Origin of the sequence: Metabacillus arenae, assembly GCF_014773385.1 — a bacterium.
GTDB classification, from domain to species: Bacteria; Bacillota; Bacilli; order Bacillales; family Bacillaceae; genus Metabacillus_D; species Metabacillus_D arenae.
Genome location: NZ_JACXAI010000007.1, coordinates 167,916 through 193,344 on the forward strand (window position 1 = coordinate 167,916; position 25,429 = coordinate 193,344).

General features: G+C 37.4%; 25 protein-coding genes and 1 riboswitch. Of the genes, 9 read left to right on the forward strand and 16 right to left on the reverse strand.

Features of this window, described 5'->3' with window-relative positions; translation table 11 throughout:
* The first annotated feature begins 9 nt into the window (after positions 1-9).
* The gene (locus IC621_RS08270) at positions 10-1,152 is read left to right on the forward strand and encodes a glycosyltransferase family 4 protein (RefSeq protein ID WP_191157624.1); all 1,143 of its coding nucleotides are present in this window, start codon (positions 10-12) and stop codon (positions 1,150-1,152) included.
* 320 nt (positions 1,153-1,472) lie between these two features.
* On the opposite strand, the gene asnB is transcribed toward IC621_RS08270, so the two are convergent.
* Both asnB and metK read right to left on the reverse strand, forming a co-directional pair.
* Complete coding sequence (gene asnB, locus IC621_RS08275; RefSeq protein WP_191157626.1) at positions 1,473-3,371, reverse strand: asparagine synthase (glutamine-hydrolyzing); 1,899 nt, start codon at positions 3,369-3,371, stop codon at positions 1,473-1,475.
* Between the two features lie 370 nt (positions 3,372-3,741).
* Complete coding sequence (metK, locus tag IC621_RS08280) at positions 3,742-4,944, reverse strand: methionine adenosyltransferase (RefSeq protein ID WP_191157628.1); 1,203 nt, start codon at positions 4,942-4,944, stop codon at positions 3,742-3,744.
* Positions 4,945-5,329: 385 nt separating this feature from the next.
* Positions 5,330-5,550: riboswitch (SAM riboswitch) on the reverse strand.
* A 426-nt stretch (positions 5,551-5,976) separates the two neighbouring features.
* On the opposite strand from metK, the gene pckA reads away from it, so the two are divergent.
* Together pckA and IC621_RS08290 are read left to right on the forward strand one after the other, a co-directional pair.
* Positions 5,977-7,563 (forward strand): phosphoenolpyruvate carboxykinase (ATP), encoded by a 1,587-nt coding sequence (pckA, locus tag IC621_RS08285; protein WP_191157630.1) that lies wholly within the window; start codon positions 5,977-5,979, stop codon positions 7,561-7,563.
* 422 nt (positions 7,564-7,985) lie between these two features.
* Entirely contained in the window at positions 7,986-9,176 is a 1,191-nt protein-coding gene (locus IC621_RS08290; RefSeq protein WP_191157632.1) for a dicarboxylate/amino acid:cation symporter, read from the forward strand.
* A gap of 116 nt (positions 9,177-9,292) precedes the next feature.
* Here IC621_RS08290 and IC621_RS08295 read toward each other — a convergent pair whose 3' ends face one another.
* Together IC621_RS08295 and IC621_RS08300 are read right to left on the reverse strand one after the other, a co-directional pair.
* A complete protein-coding gene (locus IC621_RS08295) occupies positions 9,293-9,535 on the reverse strand; it encodes a DUF2584 domain-containing protein (protein WP_191157634.1) in 243 nt (80 codons plus the stop codon).
* Between the two features lie 52 nt (positions 9,536-9,587).
* A complete protein-coding gene (locus IC621_RS08300; protein WP_191157636.1) occupies positions 9,588-10,370 on the reverse strand; it encodes an alpha/beta hydrolase family protein in 783 nt (260 codons plus the stop codon).
* 118 nt (positions 10,371-10,488) lie between these two features.
* Here IC621_RS08300 and IC621_RS08305 point away from each other — a divergent pair, with 118 nt between their 5' ends.
* From IC621_RS08305 to IC621_RS08315, 3 genes are read left to right on the forward strand one after another with little or no spacing between them, the layout of a single operon-like run.
* Positions 10,489-11,478 carry an ABC transporter substrate-binding protein gene (locus IC621_RS08305; protein ID WP_191157638.1) on the forward strand — a complete coding sequence of 330 codons (990 nt, stop codon included), beginning with the start codon at positions 10,489-10,491 and terminating at the stop codon, positions 11,476-11,478.
* Positions 11,479-11,492: 14 nt separating this feature from the next.
* Positions 11,493-12,257, forward strand: a complete 765-nt coding sequence (locus IC621_RS08310; protein ID WP_191157640.1) for an ABC transporter ATP-binding protein — start codon at positions 11,493-11,495, stop codon at positions 12,255-12,257.
* Positions 12,250-13,062 (forward strand): ABC transporter permease, encoded by an 813-nt coding sequence (locus IC621_RS08315; protein ID WP_191157642.1) that lies wholly within the window; start codon positions 12,250-12,252, stop codon positions 13,060-13,062. The genes IC621_RS08310 and IC621_RS08315 overlap by 8 nt, the downstream gene beginning before the upstream one ends.
* Before the next feature lie 54 nt (positions 13,063-13,116).
* On the opposite strand, the gene ytkD is transcribed toward IC621_RS08315, so the two are convergent.
* The 3 genes from ytkD to IC621_RS08330 all read right to left on the reverse strand — a co-directional run bounded on the left by ytkD (position 13,117) and on the right by IC621_RS08330 (position 14,485).
* Positions 13,117-13,590 (reverse strand): RNA deprotection pyrophosphohydrolase, encoded by a 474-nt coding sequence (ytkD, locus tag IC621_RS08320; RefSeq protein ID WP_191157644.1) that lies wholly within the window; start codon positions 13,588-13,590, stop codon positions 13,117-13,119.
* Positions 13,591-13,692: 102 nt separating this feature from the next.
* A complete protein-coding gene (locus tag IC621_RS08325) occupies positions 13,693-14,031 on the reverse strand; it encodes a hydrolase (RefSeq protein ID WP_191157646.1) in 339 nt (112 codons plus the stop codon).
* 55 nt (positions 14,032-14,086) lie between these two features.
* Positions 14,087-14,485: a phage holin family protein gene (locus IC621_RS08330; protein WP_191157648.1), complete on the reverse strand. Its 399-nt coding sequence runs from the start codon at positions 14,483-14,485 to the stop codon at positions 14,087-14,089.
* A 184-nt stretch (positions 14,486-14,669) separates the two neighbouring features.
* Here IC621_RS08330 and IC621_RS08335 point away from each other — a divergent pair, with 184 nt between their 5' ends.
* Positions 14,670-14,882 (forward strand): hypothetical protein, encoded by a 213-nt coding sequence (locus IC621_RS08335; RefSeq protein ID WP_191157650.1) that lies wholly within the window; start codon positions 14,670-14,672, stop codon positions 14,880-14,882.
* A 135-nt stretch (positions 14,883-15,017) separates the two neighbouring features.
* On the opposite strand, the gene IC621_RS08340 is transcribed toward IC621_RS08335, so the two are convergent.
* Positions 15,018-15,458 (reverse strand): Dps family protein, encoded by a 441-nt coding sequence (locus IC621_RS08340; RefSeq protein ID WP_191157652.1) that lies wholly within the window; start codon positions 15,456-15,458, stop codon positions 15,018-15,020.
* Positions 15,459-15,604: 146 nt separating this feature from the next.
* Between IC621_RS08340 and ytzI the strand changes: the two genes are divergently transcribed.
* On the forward strand, positions 15,605-15,757 hold the full coding sequence (gene ytzI, locus IC621_RS08345) for a YtzI protein (RefSeq protein WP_191157654.1): 153 nt from the start codon (positions 15,605-15,607) through the stop codon (positions 15,755-15,757).
* Positions 15,758-16,034: 277 nt separating this feature from the next.
* Here ytzI and IC621_RS08350 read toward each other — a convergent pair whose 3' ends face one another.
* The 7 genes from IC621_RS08350 to IC621_RS08380 form a co-directional block, all read right to left on the reverse strand.
* A complete protein-coding gene (locus IC621_RS08350) occupies positions 16,035-17,021 on the reverse strand; it encodes a TIGR03943 family putative permease subunit (protein ID WP_191157656.1) in 987 nt (328 codons plus the stop codon).
* 18 nt (positions 17,022-17,039) lie between these two features.
* On the reverse strand, positions 17,040-18,044 hold the full coding sequence (locus tag IC621_RS08355; RefSeq protein ID WP_191157658.1) for a permease: 1,005 nt from the start codon (positions 18,042-18,044) through the stop codon (positions 17,040-17,042).
* A gap of 1,032 nt (positions 18,045-19,076) precedes the next feature.
* Positions 19,077-20,171, reverse strand: coding sequence for an acetyl-CoA C-acyltransferase (locus IC621_RS08360; protein ID WP_191157660.1), 1,095 nt, complete (start codon positions 20,169-20,171; stop codon positions 19,077-19,079).
* Positions 20,168-21,616: an AMP-binding protein gene (locus tag IC621_RS08365; RefSeq protein WP_191157725.1), complete on the reverse strand. Its 1,449-nt coding sequence runs from the start codon at positions 21,614-21,616 to the stop codon at positions 20,168-20,170. The genes IC621_RS08360 and IC621_RS08365 overlap by 4 nt, the downstream gene beginning before the upstream one ends.
* Positions 21,617-21,629: 13 nt before the next feature.
* Positions 21,630-22,187 (reverse strand): biotin transporter BioY, encoded by a 558-nt coding sequence (locus IC621_RS08370; protein WP_191157663.1) that lies wholly within the window; start codon positions 22,185-22,187, stop codon positions 21,630-21,632.
* Positions 22,188-22,907: 720 nt separating this feature from the next.
* Entirely contained in the window at positions 22,908-23,654 is a 747-nt protein-coding gene (locus IC621_RS08375; protein WP_191157665.1) for a FixH family protein, read from the reverse strand.
* 280 nt (positions 23,655-23,934) lie between these two features.
* The gene (locus tag IC621_RS08380) at positions 23,935-24,408 is read right to left on the reverse strand and encodes an S-ribosylhomocysteine lyase (protein WP_191157667.1); all 474 of its coding nucleotides are present in this window, start codon (positions 24,406-24,408) and stop codon (positions 23,935-23,937) included.
* A gap of 148 nt (positions 24,409-24,556) precedes the next feature.
* On the opposite strand from IC621_RS08380, the gene yidD reads away from it, so the two are divergent.
* Positions 24,557-24,799, forward strand: coding sequence for a membrane protein insertion efficiency factor YidD (gene yidD, locus IC621_RS08385; RefSeq protein WP_191157669.1), 243 nt, complete (start codon positions 24,557-24,559; stop codon positions 24,797-24,799).
* Here the strand turns inward: yidD and IC621_RS08390 are convergent.
* The gene (locus IC621_RS08390; protein WP_191157671.1) at positions 24,777-25,343 is read right to left on the reverse strand and encodes a beta-class carbonic anhydrase; all 567 of its coding nucleotides are present in this window, start codon (positions 25,341-25,343) and stop codon (positions 24,777-24,779) included. The two genes, yidD and IC621_RS08390, sit on opposite strands and share 23 nt — an antisense overlap.
* Between the last annotated feature and the right edge of the window lie 86 nt (positions 25,344-25,429).

Sequence of the window (25,429 nt, forward strand, 5' to 3'; positions counted from 1 at the left end):
GGGAGTTTCATGAGAATTGCGATTTTCACTGATACGTATGCACCAGATGTAAATGGAGTTGCCCGCACATTAAAACGATTTGCCGACCACTTAGAGAAGGAAGGATATGAATTTAAAATCTTTGCACCTGAAGGATCAAGAGATACTTTATTCTCAAGTCATATTCATCGGTTTGCAAGTCTGCCCTTCTTTCTCTACCCTGAGTGTAGATTGGCCCTGCCTAATATGATTCAAGCCAAAAGCGAACTGGTTCGATTTAATCCTGACATTATCCATATTGCTACTCCATTTAACATTGGTTTGTGCGGCTTGCATTATGCTAAAAAACTAAACATTCCGGTAGTAGGCTCATATCATACTGATTTTGATCAGTATTTAGAATATTATGACCTTCAATTTTTTTCAAAGTTTTTATGGAAGTATATGCACTGGTTTCATAAACCTTTAGAAAGAATCTTTGTCCCCTCACATGAAACATTTAACCAATTGCACCATCGCGGATTTAATAATTTGCGGATTTGGGGAAGAGGGGTAGATTGCGAACTTTTTCACCCTCGCTATGATCAAAAGGAAGTTCGGGATAGCTTTCAAATTAAAGAAAAATACATTTTATCCTATGTAGGCCGCCTCGCACCTGAAAAAGATGTAACAACTCTAATGACCATAGCCAAACAACTGCCAGAGGCATTAAAAAAACAGGTACGCTGGTTAATTGTTGGAGATGGGCCATCTAAACAGGATATGATAAAAGAAGCTCCTGAAAATATGACCTTTGCAGGTTATTTAAATGGAGAAAATCTTGCGAAAATATATTCAGCTTCAGACCTGTTTGTTTTTCCATCCCCTACTGAAACGTTTGGAAATGTTGTTTTAGAAGCATTAGCATCAGGAACCCCTGTAGTTGGAGCAAATTCTGGGGGTGTTAAAAATATCATTCAGCAAGGAAAATCTGGCTTTTTATGTAAACCTCAAGATACAAATCAATTTATTCAAAGCATCCAGCAATTATTAAATCATTCATCATTAAAAACTGAAATGAGTTTACATGCCCGTCAATATGCAATCACAAAAACATGGGATCAGATTCTAGGCGATTTATTGAAAGAATATGAACAAGTGTTAATAAAACCAGAACAAATCAGATATGCTTGATCTAGATGTGAGAGGTCTGAAGTGGGAAAGGATAAAATCACCGAAAAAGCTGATTTCTATTTAAATAAAACCTGCCTATATCTCCTTTTACTTTTGAAAACTCTAAACATTTTGAAATTAAAGCAATCGATGTCTCGCCGATTGCTTCTATTCTCACCTCTCATTTCTCACCTCTAAAAGTGAGAGGTCTGAAGTGGGAATGGATGAAATCGCCGAAAACGCCGATTTCTTTTTATAACATCATTCACATACCATTACCACAACTGTTATACGTTAAAGCATAATAAAAGCAGGTCCTAAAGAAGACCTGCTTTTGTTTTTTAAACAATGCTATATTCTTTGTTTGTACCATGTACAGTGTTAGTGAAGCTGTATTTATCTTCTATAAATACTTGATGCCACATCATAAAAATGATGATGCTCCATATTTTTCTGCTATTGTCGTGCTTCCCTTGAACATGCTCTTCTAAAAGTTTAAATGCATAACTCTTATCAAGCAGATACTCTGTCTCACTCTCTTTTATCAGTTTAATAGTCCAATCATACATTTCATCTTTCAACCAATTGCGTAGCGGGACAGGAAAGCCTAGTTTTTTACGGTTTAAAACATGCTCTGGAATTATCGTTTCAGCTGCTTTTCGTAAAATATATTTTGTTGTCTGATTTCTCGTTTTCCAATCCCCCGGGATACTTGAAGCGACTTTAAATATTTCTTTATCTAAAAATGGAACTCTCAACTCTAAAGAATTGGCCATCGTCATCTTGTCAGCCTTTAAAAGAATATCTCCCTTTAACCATGTTTGAATATCAATGTATTGCATTTTTTCAATCGCCGCTAATTCCGCAGCATCTTCATAATAATGTCGGATCAGTTCTAAACTGTCATACGAATTTTGATATCCCGTTAGTAAATGAAATTTCTCTTCCTCAGAAAATATTTTTGCGTTTCCACAATATCTTTCTTCTAATGGAGTACAGCCTCTTAGTAAATAGTTCCTTCCCTTAATATGTGAAGGAATGTTTTTCACAACTGAACGTATTGAACGTTTCATCCCTTTTGGAATATAAGAAAATGGTTTTAAAGCAAGAGGCTCACGATAAATATTGTATCCGCCAAATAATTCATCTGCCCCTTCCCCAGAAAGAACAACCTTTACCTTTTTCCTTGCTTCCTTGGCTAAAAAATAAAGTGGAACAACAGAAGGGTCTGCAAGGGGATCATCTAAATGCCAAACGATTTTCGGAAGAGCACTCATAAATTCATTTGGTGTCACATTATATTTGTGATGGGGCAGGTTTAACTTTTCAGCTGTTTCAGCAGCAACGTCCATTTCATTATAGCCGTTCACATCAAATCCTACCGAAAATGTATTAATGTTTGGATTAAATTCCTTTGCAATTGAAACAACTATTGTTGAATCAATTCCCCCAGATAGAAAGCTTCCTAAAGGGACATCACTTCTCATATGTACTTTAACCGAATCAAATAATGCTTCTTGGATGTCCCCAATTAGCCGATTTTCCTCTTTAGGAACTGGTGAAAGCTTAGGTATCCAATACTTATGAAAGTTTATCTCTTTACCTGGACGAACTTGAACATGGGTGCCTGGCACTACCTTCTTAATATCCTTTATCATTGACATTGGCTCTGGTACATATTGATAGGTAAAGTAATGCTGCAAGGCTTCCAGGTTTAATTCCTTTTGCTTCATAACTTCCAAAATACTCTTTTTCTCTGAAGCAAAAAGAATCGCATTATTGCTAGGATAGTAATACAGAGGTTTAATACCAAATGGATCCCTTGCTCCAAATAAAGATTTCTTCTGCTTGTCCCAAATTAAAAAGGAAAACATTCCTCTTAATTTATTAGGAGTTTGATCTCCCCAATTCTGATAGGCCGCTAATATCACTTCAGTATCAGAAGTAGTTTCAAAATGATACCCTTCCTCTGTCAGCTCGGCCTTTAACTCTAAATAATTATAAATCTCGCCATTGAAAATGATCCAGTAACGCTCGTTATCATACGATAACGGCTGCTGGCCATTTTCAACATCAATAATACTCAGCCTGCTGAACGCCAAATTGACATATTCATCTGAATAATAGCCTGTCTCATCGGGGCCTCTATGATCAATTTTTAAATTTGCCTGCTTAATAGCGGTTGCCCAATCTACATTCGCTTTTGAGCCGGTGTGCAGAATACCTACAAAACCACACATATATTTCACTCCTAATCTCGATAAAAAAAGTTAAACATCCTTCAACTATTGGACTTCGTAAGTCGGCAAAAAGTTACATCGTGATGGTATAAAAGACAGATACTGTAATTTTTCCCTATATTTCGCACTGTATAATTAAAAATTATACATTAAAACCCCTCATATTCATACCTAATCCCTATTTATTTTTAAAGAATTAATAAGACATACTAAAGGTGATTTATTAATATTTCAGAACGAAAAACTCTGGGGAGGTTAGATACTGGAGCTGTGAGAAAGATCGTTTCTTAAATAGGTATTTTTCAGGTGGATAAAAGGTTTATTATCATACATAGAAAAACAGTCAGGACCACCCTGACTGTTTTTAAGATTATAACTTTTGAGCTTGCTTTGCTAAGATTTCCGCCTTGTCTGTTCTTTCCCATGGGAGATCAAGGTCATTTCTGCCAAAGTGCCCATAAGCAGCAGTTTGTTTATAAATTGGGCGGCGAAGATCCAGCATCTTAATGATACCAGCCGGACGCAAATCAAAGTTGTTACGAACCACTTCAATTAGCACTTCCTCAGGCTCTTTTCCTGTTCCTAGTGTATCAATTGAAATAGAGACAGGCTGAGCAACTCCAATTGCATAAGCTAATTGGACTTCACATTTTTCAGCAAGTCCTGCCGCAACAATGTTTTTGGCAACATAACGAGCTGCATAGGCTGCTGAGCGGTCCACTTTTGTAGGATCCTTTCCAGAGAAAGCACCGCCGCCGTGACGGGCATAACCGCCATACGTATCAACAATGATTTTACGGCCTGTTAAACCAGCATCTCCTTGGGGTCCGCCAATAACGAAACGGCCTGTTGGATTAATAAAGTACTTAGTATTCTCATCCAACAGCTCTTTTGGAACGACAGGATTAATAACATGCTCCTTTACATTTCTCTGGATTTGCTCTAAAGAAATTTCGGGATGGTGCTGAGTTGAGATAACTATCGTATCAATGCGAATAGGCTTGTCGTTTTCATCATACTCAACAGTAACTTGGGTTTTTCCATCTGGACGTAAATATGGAAGAATATCTTCTTTCCGAACCTCTGTCAATCTTCGGGCCAGCTTGTGTGATAAAGAAATCGGAAGCGGCATTAATTCCTTTGTTTCATTACAAGCAAATCCAAACATTAACCCTTGGTCCCCTGCACCAATGGCCTCAATTTCTGCATCAGACATTTGCCCTTCGCGAGCTTCAAGCGCCTGATCGACACCCATGGCGATGTCAGGTGATTGTTCATCAATAGAAGTCAACACTGCACACGTTTCAGCATCAAAGCCATATTTTGCACGAGTATACCCTATCTCTTTTATTGTGTCTCGTACAATTTTTGGAATGTCAACATAAGTGCTCGTTGTAATTTCTCCGCTAACTAGTACTAATCCAGTCGTCACAGAAGTTTCTGCAGCAACACGGGCATTCGCATCTTTAGATAAAATAGCATCTAAAATGGAGTCTGAAATTTGATCACAAATTTTATCAGGATGCCCTTCTGTAACTGACTCTGATGTAAATAGACGGCGTTTGTTGGTCATTTACATAATCCTCCTCAAGAATTGAACTTAATTATATGTTTTGAGACGGAACTCGTTTCCCTATCCCTATTTTTACCTCAAGTAAAAATAAAGTTGTTGGCATGTTTTGTAAGTACAGAGGAAATATTGATCCAAACGAAAAGCATAGAATCGCGTCCTGTCAAACCTGGGATAACTAAAAGCTGGTAAGGACTAAAGCTGGACGACGGAAGACCGCATTAATGCTCATGATTAATTTAACTTATTCTCCTATTAACTAAAAATAGATGGATAGAAGAAAAATATGCATTATTTTAGCATAAATCCGTTTCTTTTCCACTTACAAAATAAAAAATCCTTCCCTGCAGAGCGCGAGGAAAGGATGTATCTTCGTCATAGCCTTTCACTCTTATCGATCAAGGGCCTGTTAAGCCTTGCATCAGGTTAGCACCTTTGCCCGGAAAATATCGGATGATGACGCTTGTATGTAATCGTGTCAGTCGTTTCTAACAAAATAGAAACATCATCTAAACAATCAATAAAGCGGTTCTTTCTCAGCCAATTTCCATTGATAAGCAGGTTGCTGGGTTTCATAGGGCCTGTCCCTCCACCAGCTCAGGATAAGAGTATCCGTTCAAGGTCATATAATAACTTACCACAGTGGGAAATGTCAATAGAAAAAACACATGCTAGAAGTGAACAGTCGTATATGGAATTTGATGAAATCAGCGAAAGAGCTGATTACACCTTATCTCATGGATTTTTTGGAGACTTAAACATTCTGATTGAAGGCAATCGGTGTCTCGCCGATTGCTTCTAATCTGACATCTCACCTCCGGCCTCTAGAAGTCAATGGTGGGAAATGATGAAATCGGCCAAACTTTGATTTTTCAAACCTCTTTTTCATTAAATAGTGAACCAATTTTAAGAATAAAACGTAAAATAAGCATATATAGTATAGACTATTAATTCTAATGTGTTATACTAATTGTAAGTTTACGAACTAAGGTTGGATTATTAATACAAGCGCAAAGCCAAAGGAAGGAGAAATACATGAAAACAATTGAGGTTTCAAACGAATTGACTGAGCTATTAAAAGCGAAAAATACTTATCATAACTTATCTGTGTCAAAGCTTGTTGAAAAGGTTATAGAAAGAAAAGAAGGAACCATCACTTCAACTGGAGCAATCAGAGCTACTACAGGAGCTTACACAGGTCGGTCTCCTAAAGATAAATTCATTGTGAAAGAAAACTCTACGGAAAAAAAAGTTGATTGGGGCAGTGTAAATCAGCCAATTTCCGAAGAGGTTTTTGAAAAGCTATATGCGAAGGTTATCGACCATTTAAAAAATAAAGATGAATTGTTTGTATTTGATGGATATGCAGGGGCTGATTACAAATACCGTTTACCAATTCGCGTGATTAATGAATTTGCATGGCACAATTTGTTTGCCCGGCAGTTGTTCATTCGTCCCGAGAAGGAGGAGCCAGCTGGAGATAAACTCCCCTTCACGATCCTCTCTGCACCAAATTTTAAAGCAGACCCGCTCGTAGACGGTACGAATTCAGAAACCTTCATTATAGTTTCCTTTGAAAAACGTACCATTCTAATCGGTGGAACAGAATATGCTGGAGAAATGAAGAAATCAATTTTCTCGATTATGAATTACTTATTGCCTGAAGAGGATATTTTCTCTATGCACTGTTCTGCCAATGTCGGTATTGAAGGCGATGTAGCTTTATTTTTCGGATTATCAGGCACTGGAAAGACTACCCTTTCAGCTGATCCAAACCGAAAACTAATTGGGGATGATGAACACGGCTGGTCAAACTCCGGTGTGTTTAATATAGAAGGCGGCTGTTATGCAAAATGTATTAACCTTTCTAAAGAAAAGGAACCGCAAATTTTCAACTCCATACGATTTGGCTCTGTATTGGAAAATGTTGTCCTTGATGAGGTTTCAGGTGAAGCTGATTATGATAATACCTTCTTCACTGAAAACACTCGTGCTGCATATCCTTTAGATGCAATGGACAACATTGTGATGCCAAGTGTTGCAGGACATCCAAATACGATCGTCTTTTTAACGGCTGATGCATTTGGCGTGCTGCCTCCAATTAGCAAGTTAACAAAAGAACAAGCCATGTATCATTTTTTAAGTGGATATACTAGTAAGCTAGCAGGAACAGAGCGCGGCATTACATCCCCGGAAGCCACATTCTCTACATGCTTTGGATCACCTTTTCTTCCGCTTCCTGCAACTAGATATGCCGAAATGCTTGGTAAAAAAATCGAAGAACATGACGTTAGCGTCTATCTCGTGAATACAGGCTGGACTGGCGGAGAATATGGGATCGGCAGCAGAATGAGTTTAAAATACACTAGAGCAATGGTTCTAGCGGCACTTGAAGGTGAGCTGGATCTTGTCGAGGAAACTGTTGATGAAACATTCGGGCTTCATATTCCCCTCAATGTACCAGGTGTACCTGATGAAGTACTGCAGCCAGTAAAAACATGGGAGGATCAAGAAGCTTATTATCAAAAAGCTCAAGAGCTTGCCGCTAAATTTAAAGAAAACTTTAAAAAATTCGCCCATGTCCCAGGACATATTGAACAGCTTGGTGGACCTTTAGTATAAAGGGAGTAAGCTGAAACTGCTCCTAGTAAGGACATAATTTAAAAAACTGTTTGAACAGTTTAGTTGTTCAAACAGTTTTTTTTAGTTTTACAAGAAAGCTTATGTTAAACCTCCCATCAGCAAGGTTTTTTCGTCACCATTGATAGGTAGATGAGGCCCGCAGAATGGCGACACACAAATGTTGCCAAGGAAATGACGCTTTTAGTCTTTGCTCTTTTTCCTGTCTCTTGCGGGCAGTTATTTCCACCTATTTTCTTTGCTTCACTGAGGGCAGAGCCATAAAGTTTTCAGCTCTTAAGAGTGGGATAATGGATAGTTCCAATTATTTAACAATAATTTTCTATTTAAATATAATAATCAATATGTTATTTTTAGTATTATCTTTTTATAGAAAACACTTGTACGTTTTAGGAGGACAATGAATGAAGTTTAAATTAGGACTTTTGCCAAAAATTATTTTTGCTATAGTATTAGGGATTATAGTTGGTTCGATTTCACCGGAGTGGCTTGTTAAAGGATTTGCTACGTTTAATGGACTGTTTGAAAACTTCATCGGGTTTGTAATCCCGTTAATTATCATTGGCTTTATTGCTCCAGGAATCGCACAAATTGGAAAAGGAGCTGGGAAGCTTTTAGCCTTAACCACTGCTTTCGCTTATGCATCTACGATCCTTGCTGGTTTGTTAGCATTCCTTGTTGGAAACAGGATTTTACCTGGCTTTATTACAGGAAATAAATTACAAAGCATGGATAACCCAGAGGAATTTCTAATAGAAGGGTTTTTCAAGGTGGAAATGCCTCCGATTATGGGAGTAATGAGTGCATTATTATTTGCCTTTATTATTGGTATAGGACTTGCATCAATGAAGCAGGATACGCTGAAAAAAGCGTTTGAAGACTTTCAGTTAATTGTCGAAAAGCTAATTTCAGTTGTCATTATTCCTCTGCTTCCTGTTCACATATTTGGTATTTTTACAAACATGACGTACGGAGGACAAGTTCAATCGATTCTTTCTGTGTTTGCTAAAGTTTTCGTCATGATTATTATTTTGCATTTTGTCATGCTTCTTATTCAATATAGCATTGCTGGAATGATGAAAAAGAGTAATCCTTTTAAATTGTTAAAAACAATGGCACCTGCCTATTTCACAGCTCTTGGAACACAGTCATCTGCAGCAACCATTCCTGTTACGCTTGAGCAAGCAAAAAAGACTAATGTAAAGGAAAAAATAGCTGACTTTACAGTTCCTCTTTTAGCTACTATACACCTTTCAGGAAGTACAATAACGATTGTAAGCTGTGCACTAGGAGTTATGCTGTTAAATGGGACTACTCCGACCCTTGGAACGCTTATTCCGTTTATTTTAATGCTTGGGATTACAATGATTGCAGCTCCGGGAGTTCCAGGAGGAGCTGTGATGGCATCATTGGGTCTATTAGAATCAATGCTTGGCTTCAATGAGACAATGATTTCGTTAATGATTGCCTTATATCTTGCCCAGGATAGCTTTGGAACAGCAACGAATGTTACTGGAGACGGGGCTTTAACGATGATGGTTGGAAGGTTCGGCAAGAAAAAGAAATTTCAAAAAGATCCTATAAAAACGGCATGATTGATAAAGGGACTCTCCATTAAACGTGGATCAGTCCCTTTTTTATTGTTATCGAATAGATTTACTTCGTAATAAAGCTTCCTTCTTATCTTAAGTTTTAATAGAAAACCCGCCTGCTAATTTGTTGAGTTTAACGCGACCAGTTGATACGTGATTATGGTTTTATGGTTTTCCATTTCAACCTTTTTAATTAAGGCTTTACCTGATACCTCCCCCTCTATTGTTTTACGAACCTCTAATGGAATATCGATAGGGTAAATGCGATATCCGTTTTTATGTAATTGAAAAATGTTCTCTTCTAATCGAATTTCCTTTCCTTTTGTGACAATCATGGTGTTAAATTCAACAGGCATCCCCATTAAGATCGCTCCTTTTTTTACCTTTTTCTCATTTTATCACGTTTTTTCAATGTTACTGTTTTTTCATCCATGCTGTTAAATTCTTTACTACTGCCCTGTTCTCCTGCGGAGGAAAATAATGTGTATATTGGTTGAAGTACCAGCTTTCAACTTGCTTGTTTAATTCCTTTAAACGATTTTCCAGCTTGTATGCATGCTGGGGGGAGACATTTTTATCTTTCCTGCCATGTATAATAAGAGTAGGAGCGCTTAATTTTTCCAATTGGTACAATGGTGTTCTCCATTTATAACGCTCTGGAAATTTGGTCGGGGGCCCGCCAATCACTCGTTTCATCATTCTTCGCAGATCTTTTCTTTCAATATAAGTTAAAAACATATCAGAAACACCGCCCCAAGTCACAACAGATCGTATCTTTTGTTCATGTATAGCTGTCAGAAGCGCCATAACTCCTCCCCTTGAAAAACCGAAAACATGAATTCTCTCAGGATTTACACGCGGATGCTCCTTGAGCAGCTCGACTGCGGTGATGGCATCGTGCCGATCGTCACCGGCAAAATCTTCATTTCCTTGACCACCTTGGTTTCCTCGGTAAAAAGGAGCCATGACGACAAAGCCTTCTGAAGCAAACTGGATGATTCTTCCGGGTCTGACCATACCGACATTTTTAATGCCTCCTCTCAAGTAAAGGAATCCATCAATGATTTCATCACCGTTTGGAACAGCTAATAACCCTTTAATTTTTAATCCTTTTGATTGATAGGTTATTAAACTTAATTCCACACTTGGGTTAGGAGAAGGGAATAACTGCTTATGAATAATAGTTCCTTCCTTCAATTACATTTCACTTCTTTCTGCACATATAGGCATTCACACATTTTTCTTCTTACACATATTTTATTTTAAGAACTTACCCTTAATCAACATGGTGAAATACACCAAGGAGGATGACAAGATGAAAAAATGGATGCTTATATTTGTTGTTCTTTTATTACTTACCCTTCCCCTAACGGCATGTAATCAAAATGAACTTCAAAAGATTCGCCTGGCGGAAGTTACCCATTCTATTTTTTATGCACCCCTTTACGTTGCTTTATCTAAAGGCTTTTTTAAAGAAGAGGGGCTTGACGTAGAGTTAACAACAACTGCCGGAGGGGATAAAACAATGACTGCCCTGCTTTCAGATGGAGCAGATGTTGCCCTGGTAGGCTCTGAAACATCTATTTATGTTCATGCCCAAGGCTCAAAAGACCCTGCCATTAATTTCGCCCAGCTTACCCAGACGGATGGGACTTTTTTAGTATCCCGCGAGAAAGCAGAACAATTCGAATGGGATCAATTAAAAGACAGCACGTTCTTGGGACAGCGCAAAGGCGGTATGCCGCAAATGGTCGGCGAATTTGTTTTAAAGAATAATGGTATCGATCCGCACGAGGATTTAAACCTTATTCAAAATATTGATTTCGCGAATGTCGCCAATGCCTTTGCCTCAGGAACGGGAGATTATGTGCAACTTTTTGAGCCGACAGCAAGTATTTTTGAGAAAGAAGGCAGGGGCCACATAGTTGCTTCTTTTGGCTCAGAATCAGGACGTGTCCCTTATACAACGTTCATGGCGAAAGAAAGCTACCTTGATAAAAATCAAGATACAGTCAAGAAATTTACTAAAGCAATTTATAAAGCTCAGCAATGGGTGGAAGAAAATAATGCAAAGGATATCGCAACCTCAATTCTGGAACAATTTCCTGATACAGACCCTGAGATTGTAGAAACCGTCATTGACCGTTACAAACAACAAGAATCTTTTGCATCAGATCCTATTTTGGATGAGGAAGAATGGAATAACCTTCAGGATATTATGGAAGAAGCCGGAGAACTTCCTGAAAGAATTGATCACTCCTCCTTAGTAAATACATCTATTGCAGAAGAGGTATCTTCAAAGTAAGGAGAGGACCTTTCATGTCTTTTTTAACAATTGATCAAGTGTATCACACATATTTTACAAAAGAATCTGCTACAACAGCATTAGAAAATATCTCATTATCAATCGAGGAGGGTGAATTTATTTCCTTCCTTGGCCCAAGCGGGTGCGGAAAAACTACATTACTATCCATTATCGCCGGGCTAATTGAGCCTACAGAGGGATCTGTCAAAATTAAAAATGAAACGGTCGGAAGAATGCAATCTTCTATCGGATATATGCTTCAGCAAGATTACTTATTTCCTTGGAAGACAATCGAAGAAAACATTTTACTTGGGTTAAAAATCTCAAAGCAAATCAATGAAAAAACCAAACAGAAAAGCCTGCATTTGTTAAATGAAATCGGTCTTCATAATGTCGAAAAGCATTTTCCTAGGCAATTATCTGGTGGTATGAGACAAAGGGCAGCATTAGTAAGAACACTTTCAACAAACCCAAAAATTCTCTTACTGGATGAGCCGTTTTCTGCATTAGATTATCAAACAAAATTAAAACTTGAAAATTTAGTATTTAGTACGTTAAAAGAGTATGAAAAAACAGCTCTGCTTGTGACACACGATATTGAGGAAGCCATTGCAATGAGTGATCGGATTTTTCTGTTATCAAAAAAACCAGGAACGATTGCAAGAATGTTTATCGTTCCAAATGAATTAAAGCAATTACTGCCATTTGAAGCAAGACAGCATGAGGAGTTCTCTACTTTGTTTCAGCAAATATGGAAGGAGCTAGATCAACTTGAATAAACATCAGAAGAAAATTGATCTCCTCCACCAAAACTACCTTTATGGACTAAAAAAAGAACAGCGTTGGGTTCGTTTCTATCAAATCCTGATTTTCATCTCCTTTTTTTCCATATGGGAAGTGGCTGCCAGGCGGGAATGGATTGACCCGTTAATCTTCAGCTCACCCACGAAAGTTTGGAATTTGTTAGTGGAAAAGCTCCAAGACGGATCCCTGACTACCCATGTAAGTGTCACCTTGTTTGAAACCGTGCTTGGATTTATTTTAGGAACATTACTCGGCACCTTGCTTGCTGCTGCTCTCTGGTGGTCTCCAAGGCTCTCAAAAATTCTGGACCCTTATCTGGTCATCCTAAATGCCATGCCTAAAGTAGCACTTGGACCTATTCTCATTGTTGCATTAGGACCTGGATTTGTTTCCATTATTGCGATGGGTACCATTATCTCCGTTATTATCACAACCATTGTTATCTATACTGCATTTAAAGAAGTGGACCCAAATTATGTAAAGGTGTTAAAAACCTTTAAAGCAACGAAATCTAAAATTTTCACAGAAGCCATTTTACCCGGTTCCTTTCCTGCCATCATTTCAACCTTAAAGGTAAATGTAGGCTTATCGTGGGTTGGGGTAATTGTCGGTGAGTTTTTAGTTTCTGCAAGAGGATTAGGCTATATGATTATTTATGGATTTCAAGTGTTTAATTTTACTCTTGTCTTAATGAGTCTTTTTCTCATTGCCATTTTTGCGACCATTATGTATCAAGCTGTTGAATGGATAGAAAAGAAAGTGATTAAAGATGAGCAATAAAGATCTTTATCGATAAATAAGGGCTTACCGAAAAAAATACGGTAAGCCCTGTTTTCATACTAAATGATATTCATACAGCTTTTGCATGCTGCGATTTAAAACATCATCTTTCATAATAAAACTAAATTTAGGATTTTGTTTGATGTCATTTGGCAGTTTATCTAACAAAACAGGACCTTTCGTTTCATAGTAGCTGGGTTGCTTAATGATTTGATTTACTTTGGCAAAGAAAATATTCTTTATAATGATTTTTTCTTTACCTATGACCTTGTATTGTCCAATATAAACAAGTCTTTGTACGATACCGCCTGTTTCTTCCTTCACTTCCCGGCATGCTGCAGTCTTGCTGTCTTCCCCTTTTTCCACTTTACCACCCGGAAATTCATATCCCCGGTCCCCATGCTCAGTTAAAAGCCACATATCCTGAAAGCGGCAGATAACCCAAACATGCTTTGGGTCAGCAGAAAATGGGTGGTCCATAAATGATAAAGTTACTTCATTGTGATAGTAATCCTTAAACGTTTCCATACTCAAATCCCTCGATTTCAAACTCTTGTTACTCATCTTATCACAATGCTGAAAAATTGTATAAGTGAACCTTCTTACTGTGTATTTCTTAATAACGGACTTCTATGCTTGATCTTCAATGTTAGAAATGATTCCTTGTTCTTTAATATGAGCTTTAGCTTCTTCGTCGCCTAATTCATAAATCATTTTGTAAACTTGGATATTTGTTTGATCAATAGCATCGTTTTCTCTGTCATAATGGTATTCCAAATATGGAGTATGCGCACGGTAAAATCCTTTCCAGTCAGAAGAATAAATTTGATCAAAGTATTCCCTTAGTTTCGTCACTTCTTCATCGGTTGCTTCAATTTTGTAATCCCAAGAGGAAGAAGTACTGTTCTGTGAAATTTCACCGTTTGCAACAGCAACATAATAAATTTTTTTCCCATTTTCCACACCCATAACCCCCTTCAATCTTTGTCTGTATTATTCCCAATTGAATGAAAATTACTTTTCATTAACGGCGAAGTCTATTTTTTACGATATTAATAAGGTCAATCAAAACCTGGGGAACTGGTATTCCCAGCTCTTCAGCTCTTTTAAGAATGTTCATTGTTTCGTAAAACAAGTAAAAAGTAATCGTTACATTTCTTACCGTGTCCTCTGTCTCGAGTAGAACATCCGTAAAATGAGCAATAGAAACAATGATAACTGTGATACATTTTTTAAAGAAGCGAATAAATAAAGACCGGAGTTTAATTCTGCTATTTACAAATTCAGATAAAGTTGTACTTAAAAACTCAAAGGCCATTAATGTAAGCAGAATTAGAAATATATTAACAACATTCCCAATTAGAAATTGAATGATTAAAATTGTGCCAAAGAAAAAATCCTTTGCAACTAGTCCCAATTTCATACCAAGGACTTCCTTTCAATAATAATTGTATATGGTATTTTATGTCAAAGGGATAAAAAGAGATTGGATTTTTTCAAAAATGGTTCGTTATAAAGACCGAATGGAGGCTGTTGCTGATCTTATAGATCGAATGTCATATCCGAGATCAGTGAATACTAGGTGAAAAAGGAAAGGAGACAGGGATATGAAACATCAATTAAACTGGCTGGATAATGAGGAAATTCGATTTCGGGCAGATGATGAGGATATTGAGGCTTATACATTTGAATATATTAACGCTTTGACTAAGCAGGAAATAATGGATTTTATTCAGAATTGTAATGAAGACGATTTAAAATCAATGATCGGTCTGTTTCTGGCTGAGAAAATAAGAGTGGATATAACGATGGAGGAATAAAGGAAGACTCCCCACCTGAAAAGCGGAGTTGAAATCATCCTTTTAAGGAAGGTTAAGTCTTCATCTCAATGTTAGTAACAAGCTTTGAAATAGGGACCTTTTTTCACAAAATAATAAAGACTGCAGAGACAGTCTCTATTTACCGAGATATGCTTTTAACATCCAATTATGCTTTTCGATTGTCTGGTGAATGGCAAGGAGCATATCTCCTGTTGTCTCATCGCCGACCTTATCTGCTACATCCATACCTTCTTTTAACTCATCCGCAACCATAGAAAAATCATCATATATATTTTGCACCATTTGCTCTGCTGTTTCATTTCCAGCTGCTTCTTTCACAGAGGATAAATCAAGAATTTCTTTCATTGTTCCAACAGGATTCCCGCCTAAAGCGAGCATTCTTTCTGCTAGATCATCAATATATGTCGCAGCTTCCGTATAGAACTCTTCAAATTTTTCATGAAGTGTAAAGAAATCCTTTCCTGTTACATACCAATGATAATTATGTAATTTCACATATAATACACTCCAGTTTGCTACTTGTTTGTTAACGGTTGTTATTAATTGTTCAGACATATTAAATTTTCCTCCATCTTGTTCCTTTATTATTTGCCAGTTTTTAGTATGAGCAAAAACCACTTGAATCTTTCATATTGTTAAAAATATCTTATTTTTTGTCAAATAGTCATGTTAAAATAATACGGACAAAGGAGGACGGGTTTTTGATTAAGTGGTTAGTGATTTGTATCATTATTGTTATCGTTATTTTAGTAATAAGTTTACTTACTACTTCAAAAGCTTACACATATAAACATACAATTGATGCACTCGATGAAGATAAGGATCAAACAAAAGCAGATAAGGATAAATCGTGAAAAAGCTGCCCATATCAAATGGACAGCTTTTTACGTTAAATAAGCTATATAAGGTTGGTTCACGCATTCGTTACATTTGTGTGGAATTATTTTGATAAAGGTGCGATTATTTTCGTGATAGTGCATATATTCCAATAAATGTAAAATTATTTTTAAGAAATCGCATTTATTCCGATGACTGTGCAATTTTTTCTTAAAGGTGCAATTAATCTAGTGGCCGTAGAAATAACCTCATGTTCCAGCAATAATACCGATTTACTGCACTGCCCTGATGCCTTTACTCATAAACCTCATACACATAAGGTTCTTTCGGCTGTTCGATTCTTTCGATATTTTCAATTTGAACATAAGGCAGTACAAAATCTTCATAGTCGGTTTTGGTGAGTTTGCCGCTGACTTTTACCCACTCATCTGTTTCATACTCGCTTGCTTGTGCAAAAGTAGTTAAAGTTCCATAGACTGATGCATCTGCGACACAGCATGAGAGACCAAATCTTGCAACAACAAATTCATCTTCTTTAAAGTTATCCTCACGATAAACAAATCCAAAAAATTCAATTTCTTTGCCAATAAACTTTTCCGGATTTTGATCTAATATGTTTGTCATAGCTATATAATTATCTTCGGTTAGGACAATTTTGTCCATTTTAAGCATTTTTTGTTCAAGCTCTTCGTAAAATCCTTCTGGGGGGTCTTGAATAATGAATCCTTCTGGATGCTCTAATGGAATATTTTCAGCATTTGCCTCCTCTTCCCCTTTTTTCTCAACTCGCTCCTCAAGCTTCTTCATATATTCATCTGGATCCTCTAGATAAAGTTCAGCTAATTCTTCATCATCTGGTGAAGCTTGCTCTTCTTTATCTGGAGAGCTTTGGGACTGTTCCTGTGTTAACCCTGTCTTAAATCCTCTTTTAGCTGCAACTGAACTGTCTAGAACCGTTTCTGGAAAAATAAAACCGGTGACAACAGGGATAACAAACAAAGAATAAATAATAAGAGATTGAATTGGCGAGCTCCCATCAGAATGATCAAATCCGCAATTACATACGATTTCTGACTCTTTTTTCGATCCGCTTCGCCAAATCTGAATAACACCTAAAATAAGAAACGTAATGACCGCAAAATAAATAAATGGAATCATCTTTGGGGCAATAAAATTCGTTATATTTCCTGTTATAAGCAATTTGAACATAAGCATTGTAAAGCCAAGCAGGATTATGCCTCTAATATATAAATGAAACCGGTAATCCGGAGTTTTTTGCACTTTTTTTCAGCTCCTTTTTTATACAAAAACCTGCTGATATACTAATACTGAGATGTACACCAAAATGGTGACAACCACAATAAAGGCGGCTACAAATTTGGCACGGAAAAAGGCAAACAGCATGATTGTATTTTTTAGATCAAGCATTGGTCCATAGACGAGAAAAGCAATCAACGAGCCGGCTGTAAATGTTCCTCCAAAAGAGGCGGCAACAAACGCATCTGCTTCTGAACAAAGGGAAAGGACAAATGCAAAGGCCATCATAACACCGGGGGCAATAAATTCACTTGAGCCAAGCTCCGCTAATAACGAACGGTCGAGGAACGTTTGAAACAAACTGGCAAGGAAAGCTCCAAAAATTAAGTACTTCCCCATTTCAAAAAATTCATCACTTGCATGGTAAAAGGTAGACTTCACTTTTCCAATTTCCTGTTGATTATCAAGGACACCTTTTCCGACTAGCTCATCTCTTGTCCACTTTAGCTGATCGCGATTTTTAAATAATATGTACATCATAAACCCAATGATGATCGACAGGATAAAGGCTAGTCCCATTCGTGCATAAACAATTTCCGTCGCAGATTGAAATGCATAGTAAGTTGAGGCAAAAACTACTGGATTTAAAATTGGGGCCCCTACTAAAAAAACGACTCCAACATGCAAAGGCATCCCTTTTTTAATCAATCTCCTTACAACTGGTACGATTGCGCATTCACAGATCGGAAAAATGGCACCTAAAAGCGCTGCTGGGAAAAGAGCGATGATCGCATTTTTAGGCAATAATCTTTTGATGGTCTCTTCAGAAATAAAAACCTGAATCAAAGCTGAGACAAATACTCCCAGCAAAATAAATGGGATCGCCTCCAGCACAATACTTAGAAAAATGGTATTAAGATTGAGCAAAGGACCTGGAATATCAATGGAAAGCTCTTGAAAATCAATAAAAATAAATAAATATAGAAACAAACCTATCAATGCCAATGCTATTGTTTCTTTCACCATTGACAGTGGGGATCTTTTCATCTGGTAATCTCCAATCTTTCATTTTTCTCCTAGCAGTATATCATACGTTTTGTCTAGTAAAGATATGAACAATTAATGACCTGCTACACTTGGATTCTACAGAATTATATTTTAATAGACAATAGTTAAATCGTAAAAACTTCGATTTATCTTAATCTTAAATTGAAATTGGCTCAATTGCACGGAATATTTTCAACTATAAAAATCACTTATATCCTGCTTGCACAATAGTTCTTATGGATTTATTAGTATAAACATTATTTCCCATTTTTTAATTCGCTAACAGTCTCAACATTGATGTTATTCGAAAAATAATTTTATGGACCGCACACCAAGACTTTATTAGCGGCTTTTTTATTGATTCTGTCCTTAACTTCTTTTTTACTTACAGGTGAACCGTCCATGGGTTTATTCATTACTCTATTAATTTGCCATACCTCCTTTTTACTGTCTGCCACTTCCCATTTTCTTTCCCTATCACAAATTTTACTGTCTAATTCTATGAATTTATTGGCCGGATGAACGATTTTATTTTCCTCATATTAAATTTTTTAGCTCCATCTACAATTTATTGGATGTAAATTAATTTTATGGGCCGCATCTACGAATTATTTTCCTTGAATCAAATTTATTGGCCACCTTCTAAGGGTTATTTGCCGCCATTCAAAATTATTAGCTCCATCTACGAGTTATTTTCCACTAATCCATTTTTTTGTCCTAACTAATGCTATATTATTTTGTATTTCTTCATACTATCCTTTCTAAATACATTAAGAAATGTGCAATGCGCCCGCCTATTGGCTTATGACCGATAGGCCGATGACGCCTAGAGCTAGACTACGACAATACTCTTTAACACGTTAATACTTTAATTAACTTAAATTTTCTGATCTTATAAAAAGGGGCTGTCCAATAAGTCGATTTTTCGGCTATTGGATGCCCCTTTACATGTTTCAGAATGCTGATATATTAACATTCTTGATTTACAATTATTAATGAATTACCCTTTTCGGACAGCCTCTTTCTTTCCAGCTAATTATAGGCTTTAAACAGAACCGCAAGGCCGATTCCTCCCCCGCTTCCAATGGCTGCCAATACATATTTGGTGTTTTTTCTCCTTTTTACTTCATGAAATAAACGAGTGATGAGGATGGCGCCTGATGCTCCATATGGATGGCCCAATGCCAAAGCTCCGCCGCGAACATTCAGCTTTTCATATGGTATGTTAAGTTCTTTTGCACAAGCGGCTACTTTTGATGCGAACGCCTCATTTATTTCAATTAAGTCTATATCCTCCATGGTTAATGAATGTCTCTCTAATAAAGATTGAATAGCTGATACAGGCGCAATACCAGGCAGGAGCGGGGATACTCCTGATACCTCACTATCCACAAATTGAAGAACAGGCTGAAAACCATACTCCTTAGCTGTTTGCTCCTCCATGACTAATACAGCACTGGCACCATCATTTATTCCACAGCTGTTAACCGGTGTGACCGTTCCCTGGTTTTGAAAGACAGGCTTAGCTCTTTGCAGTAATTGTTTTATGTTTCTTTTTTTTAGAAAACCTTCATCTATCACATGGTTTGAAATAGGAACAATTTCATCCGTAAATAAACTGCTTTCATAAGCATTCCAGCTCCGTGCATAGCTCATTTCAGTATACTGATCCTGCATATCTCTTGTAATTTTATACTCAGCTGCTACATTTTCTGCAGCGATTCCCATATCCGGATCCCCGATATTTTCCGGGGAGAAACGAGCCCGGCCGGGGAAAGATGAAGTGCTGCAGCTCTCTGTTCCACCTGCTAGATATACTGTCCCTGCACCCCCTTGAATGAGGTAGCAAGCCAGTCGAATCGCTTCCAGCCCTGCGCTGCATTGGCGATCAATCGTCACACCAGGCACAGATAAAGGGAAACCCGCTTGTAAAGCGGATAATCTTGCTATATTACCGCCCGGCCCCACTACATTCCCTAAAATGATATCGTTAATCTGTTCCACAAGATTTGTACTTAAATAGCGGAAAACTGGTTCAATTAAAAAATGCGGCGGCACACCCTTTAATAGTCCGCTTTTTTTACCAATTATCGTTCTTTTTGCATTTACAATCACTGCATGCTTCATGATTTCATCCCAATTTGTTCATAAAACATCTTTTTCACGAGCACACGGTCAATTTTCCCGCTTATTGTGTGGGGCATTTCATCAATAAAAACCCATCTCCGGGGTATTTTAAAAGAGGCTAAATGTTCTTTGCAAAAGCTTCTTAGCTCTCCTTTACTTGGATCTCCTTGAATAACGGCACCTATGATCGACCCCCAATACTCATCCTGTATACCAATGACAGCTGCTTCCCTCACTTTTGGATGTTGGCTAAGAACAGACTCGATTTCTTCTGGAAATATATTGATTCCTCCATAAAGAATCATATTGCTTTCCCTGCCGGCAAGATATAAAAATCCATCCTTATCTAAATAGCCCAAGTCATGCACAGTCATCCAGCCGTCCTTATCCATCCCATTTGATTCCGATTGCAAATATCCATTAAAAAGCAAATCACTTTTAACAAATATTTTGCCAATTTCATTTGCAGGCTGAATTTCTCCGTTTAAATGGCGAATCTCCACCTTCACATTATGACATGGCCTTCCAACTGAGGCTTTCTTCTCATCAGGATGCTCACTGGACAAAATTGAAACAAAGCTGAGTTCTGACGCCCCATAAAATTCGTATAATGACAGCCGCTGAAAAAACTGTTTCATTTTCTCTTTAGTCACTGATTCCAGCTTTGCTCCAGAGGAAATGACCTTAATTTGTTTATCAACACTTATTTCTTCTTTTATTAGAGCTTCAATCATGGTAGGAACTACATATAGCACACTTATCGGAAATTTCGTAAGAAAAGAAGTCAATTTGGATACAGTGAATTTCTCCAATAAATAAACTGTTCCCCCTAAATAGAGGGTGCTAATCGCTCCATACAAAAAATGTGAATGAACCAATGAACCCGGAATAAGAACATGTTCAGAAGCTGTCATATCTAAGTCTAATTGATTACAAGAAAAGCTCTCTATCCAAGATTGATGGGATCTGGTAAAGGCCTTTGGTTTTCCAGTTGAACCGGATGTAAAGCCTAAATAAAATGAGGTATTTATAAAAGAATCAGATTTTGAATTCGGACTATCATCTATTTCCATTCCATTTTCGATTAGAAGCTTTGGATATTCTAACTGCTCTACTTTATAAATTGTTTCCTGTGAGGCAATGATGACCTTAGGATGGCAAATTTTCAAACGTTCTTGAATTTCAAAGGGACTCCATCTTGGATCTAAAGGCACTGCCGTGCACCCGGCAGAAGCTGCTCCAGCAAACAGCTGCAGAAGCTCTAACGAATTCGGAAGAAGTATTGCTACAATCTTGTTTGAGTCAGTTATCGCTCCCAGCCATTCTCCAGTTTGTTTAATTAAACGATGCCACTCTTGATAATTTATTTGTTTAGTAGATGTTTTGACTGCTACCCTCTCAGGATGAACAGACGCATGAGTTTGATACGGTAATGTAATACCCAGAGGACTTCCCCCTTTACGAACTAGACTGATGATAAGTGCTTCGGTTTACAATAGCTTTTCTTAATCTGCCTACTAAAAATGCCGCCATAACCGCTTTTAATAGATCGCCCGGAAGATAAACCAAGCTAAGCTTTGCAGTATGGATTACATCGACGTTCATGAAGAAAGCTTGGACCGGTATACCGAATAAATAAATTAATAAAATACCAAAAAGAATATTTGTTAGAAGCACTTTCCAAAAGGAAACCGAGCGAAACCGTTCGATCATATATCCTATGCCGAACGCAGCAAATGCATATCCCAATAAATAACCTGCACTAGGACTTGTAAAGACGGCAAGTCCGCCGCGGCCTCCAGATAATAACGGCAAACCGGCAGCTACCAGGAATAAAAACACAATCTGGCTCAATGCTCCTAGTCTCGAACCTAGTATACCACCTGCAAGCATAACACCCAACGTCTGAAGAGTGATCGGAACAGGGGTGAAGGCTAAGAAAAGGGGCGGGATAAAGCCAAGAGCGGCCATAATGGCTGTAAATAAAGCAATGTACGTCATATCTCTAGTTTTCATAGTAGACTCCTATCTTCCTATACTTATTTACTCGTCATTCTACAAAAACCTCAACTAATATGTCAACTTAATTTTATTTACTGTTTACAAAAGAAGTTTCTTTTTAACCTATATACACAGCAGTAAGGAATCCTAATAGGTAAGGACTCTCTAGAGGATGGGGAAAAACCAACTTGAAGGAAAGAAAGAGGCGGTTGTCCAAACATAAGCCAGGATTATGAATCACGATCGTTGTTACTACCATTTGGAGTTTTCGACAGATGTTGTGTGTGGCCAGTATCAGGACAAATCCGCCAATAAAGGTTCAGACAGGACAATAAAATCTAGTAATGGAAACTAAAATTGCTCATCCGGCAAATAAATTCTAAGAATCGGCCAGTAAATTTTATGATAAGGAAAGAAAGCGGGTAGACGGGGCCAATAAAAGTGCCTTGTGGCAAGAAAATATGGAACAATTAGATTTATTTTTCATACCATCGTTTTAACCACAACTCAATATTGTTAAATGGCTTTGAAATTAGTCAACTCCAATATGCTTTCTCTCAGTCAAGTCCTTTATTGATAAAATCGCAGAGAACTTATAATAATCGTTAGTGAGGGATTTTTTAATTCAGGGTATATAGCAGAGAATACATGGGGCTTCATTTTGCTTAGAATTCCTCCTTTCTTATCATAAAAAAACAGACCGCCATGCGACCTGTTAACTGATTGTAATTAACATTATTTAACGTTTACTTGAAATTGCTTATGCTCATGCAATCCTTCGTTATTTTCTACATGAATTTGAATCTCGTACTTGCCTTTTTCTTTAAAAGTGTAAGTTCCTTCGTAAGCTTCTTCTTCACTCTCAGCTGCGTCGATCCAATCATGCTTTTTACTATCAGCTTCCCATATTTCAAAGCGGACCTGTGCACCTTTAAGCGGCTTATCGTTTTTATTAATTTGTACAACTAGGGGAACTTCTGTACCACTTTGTATTGCCGATGACTCCTTCAAGCTTATCTTTACTGCACCGTGTTCATGAGAATGTGTGCTCCCATGGCTTTGATTAGATGGACTTCCCGCCCCCACCTGCACCGTCATTTTTGGCATAGTATGCTGATCCCTTGCTGTAACATGTGACTGAATCGTATACGTTCCTTCTTTGTCAAATTTTTTAGAAACCGCATACTTGCCCTCCCCCAATTCCTCGGCACGGACCATTTCACTTTTATCCTTGTTTCCATCAAGCCATATTTCAAATTCGACTTCATCCGCATCATTAACCTTCTCTTCCCCTAACGAGACTTGTGCAATAAATTCCCCTTCTTGGTTAATGTCCAGCTTTTTAGGACCTGATAGCTCAACGTCGAGGATATGTAATTCTTTTTGTTCGCTTTCTCCATTTTTATTTTCCAAAGTCTGCCCGCATGCTGCTGTCATACTCAATATGGACATTAAAAAAAACATTCCAATGAATCTATTCATTTTCTTCACCCTTCTCGGAATCATACGATAGGATATGAGCTCTTTTTCCTATTCTCCCCATTCATATTAGCTTTAATTGACAGCGGATACAATATAAATAAGCCTCATAAAATTAAACAATTTGTGAAGATAATACACTCCATTTTCCTATCGATTTAATTGCATTTTTCCAGATATATTGCTTATTTCATTTTCCGGTCGATAAATTCTTTTTATGATCAAGACTGTCAGAGTGATTATCTTAAAAAACAAATAAACCCGCCATACAGCGGGTTTATCATTAACCGAACACTTTCTCTAATTCTTTTTTGTCTTGATCGAGCCAGAAGCGCATTAAGCGTTTTGCTCCTTCTAAATCGTGAAGCTTTGCTTGCCCGCATTGGCGTTCATTAGCAGCCGGAATTTCTGTAATTTCGACCGCATCCTTCATTGTATCTTCAAGCAAATCGATAATTTCTGTCACCTTTGGCTCTCCACTTACAACAAGATAATATCCTGTTTGGCAGCCCATTGGAGAAATATCAATAATATCAAAGTGATCATACTTTTCAGCATATTCACGAATTCTAAAAGCTAATAGATGCTCCAAAGTATGGATTACATCCGGTTTCATTGCTTGTTTATTTGGCTGGCAAAAACGAATATCGTATTTATTGACTTGACCATCTGAGCCAATTTTATGAACTCCACAATGGCGAACATAGGGGGCTCTTACAGCATTGTGATCTAAATCAAAGCTTTCTACTGAAGGCATGAAATCTTCACTCCCCTTTCTAAATCTCCCTTACTAAGTATAGCACATAATTAATTCCGATATAATGAGTCAGTTTAATCAAGTTTGCATGAAATTTTTCTATTTGCCTTTTCATTAGATATAATGATTAAAAAGGCAGGTGTCCAGCATGAAATTAATATTCCTTTTCTTAATCCAATTTTATCAAAAATTTATCTCCCCAATTAAACCACCGACATGCCGGTTTTATCCAACCTGTTCTCATTATGGGCTTGAGGCGATCAAACGGTTTGGCGCAATGAAAGGAGGTTATTTAACAATAAAAAGAATTCTGAAATGTCATCCCTTTCACCCTGGCGGAATTGATCCCGTTCCAGAAAAGAAACAAATTACTGAGCGTCATAACCATTAACAACCAAATCCAGTTTGCCTGTAGTTGGGTGAATGACTAACCCATGAACTGGAACATCCTTCGATAATAATGGATGATTCGCAATTTGATCGACAGTGAAGCTGACGCTTTCTTCAACAGAATCAAATCCTTGAAGCCATTGCTGCAAATCAACTCCTGAGTACTTAAGCATATCGATTTTCTCTTCATCTATTCCTCTATTGACCGCTTTCTCCAAAAACGAATCAGCATTTAATTTACTCATTCCGCAATCATGATGCCCGACAACGCAAATTTCATCTGCATTCAATTCATATACAGCCACAAGCAAACTTCTCATTATGCTCCCAAATGGGTGTGTAACAATTGCACCCGCACTCTTAACAATCTTTACGTCGCCATTTCTAACATTCATCGCCTGTGGCAGAAGCTCAATAAGCCTTGTATCCATGCAAGTTAAAATCACCATTTTTTTGTTTGGAAGCTTGGTCGTTTCATATTTTTCATATTCTTTTTTTTCTACAAATTCCTGATTGTATTGAATGATTTCATTAAGTAATTTCATTTTCTTTCCCTCATTTTCAATTAAATTTTATATAAATATATCATAACACTTGCTAAATCTTAAGAAAACCGATAAAATATTTTACA

Excerpts from the sequence above, each read along its gene's own strand:
- pckA (WP_191157630.1), top strand. The coding sequence starts at position 5,977 with ATGAAAACAATTGAGGTTTCAAACGAATTGACTGAGCTATTAAAAGCG.
- yidD (WP_191157669.1), top strand. The coding sequence starts at position 24,557 with ATGAAATTAATATTCCTTTTCTTAATCCAATTTTATCAAAAATTTATC.
- IC621_RS08310 (WP_191157640.1), top strand. The coding sequence starts at position 11,493 with ATGTCTTTTTTAACAATTGATCAAGTGTATCACACATATTTTACAAAA.
- IC621_RS08325 (WP_191157646.1), bottom strand. The coding sequence starts at position 14,031 with ATGGGTGTGGAAAATGGGAAAAAAATTTATTATGTTGCTGTTGCAAAC.
- IC621_RS08360 (WP_191157660.1), bottom strand. The coding sequence starts at position 20,171 with ATGAAGCATGCAGTGATTGTAAATGCAAAAAGAACGATAATTGGTAAA.
- IC621_RS08290 (WP_191157632.1), top strand. The coding sequence starts at position 7,986 with ATGAAGTTTAAATTAGGACTTTTGCCAAAAATTATTTTTGCTATAGTA.
- IC621_RS08340 (WP_191157652.1), bottom strand. The coding sequence starts at position 15,458 with ATGTCTGAACAATTAATAACAACCGTTAACAAACAAGTAGCAAACTGG.
- asnB (WP_191157626.1), bottom strand. The coding sequence starts at position 3,371 with ATGTGTGGTTTTGTAGGTATTCTGCACACCGGCTCAAAAGCGAATGTA.
- IC621_RS08370 (WP_191157663.1), bottom strand. The coding sequence starts at position 22,187 with ATGAAAACTAGAGATATGACGTACATTGCTTTATTTACAGCCATTATG.
- IC621_RS08375 (WP_191157665.1), bottom strand. The coding sequence starts at position 23,654 with ATGAATAGATTCATTGGAATGTTTTTTTTAATGTCCATATTGAGTATG.
- IC621_RS08355 (WP_191157658.1), bottom strand. The coding sequence starts at position 18,044 with ATGAAAAGATCCCCACTGTCAATGGTGAAAGAAACAATAGCATTGGCA.
- IC621_RS08380 (WP_191157667.1), bottom strand. The coding sequence starts at position 24,408 with ATGCCTTCAGTAGAAAGCTTTGATTTAGATCACAATGCTGTAAGAGCC.
- ytkD (WP_191157644.1), bottom strand. The coding sequence starts at position 13,590 with ATGGAAACGTTTAAGGATTACTATCACAATGAAGTAACTTTATCATTT.
- IC621_RS08295 (WP_191157634.1), bottom strand. The coding sequence starts at position 9,535 with ATGGGGATGCCTGTTGAATTTAACACCATGATTGTCACAAAAGGAAAG.
- metK (WP_191157628.1), bottom strand. The coding sequence starts at position 4,944 with ATGACCAACAAACGCCGTCTATTTACATCAGAGTCAGTTACAGAAGGG.
- IC621_RS08335 (WP_191157650.1), top strand. The coding sequence starts at position 14,670 with ATGAAACATCAATTAAACTGGCTGGATAATGAGGAAATTCGATTTCGG.
- IC621_RS08390 (WP_191157671.1), bottom strand. The coding sequence starts at position 25,343 with ATGAAATTACTTAATGAAATCATTCAATACAATCAGGAATTTGTAGAA.
- IC621_RS08330 (WP_191157648.1), bottom strand. The coding sequence starts at position 14,485 with ATGAAATTGGGACTAGTTGCAAAGGATTTTTTCTTTGGCACAATTTTA.
- IC621_RS08270 (WP_191157624.1), top strand. The coding sequence starts at position 10 with ATGAGAATTGCGATTTTCACTGATACGTATGCACCAGATGTAAATGGA.
- IC621_RS08305 (WP_191157638.1), top strand. The coding sequence starts at position 10,489 with ATGAAAAAATGGATGCTTATATTTGTTGTTCTTTTATTACTTACCCTT.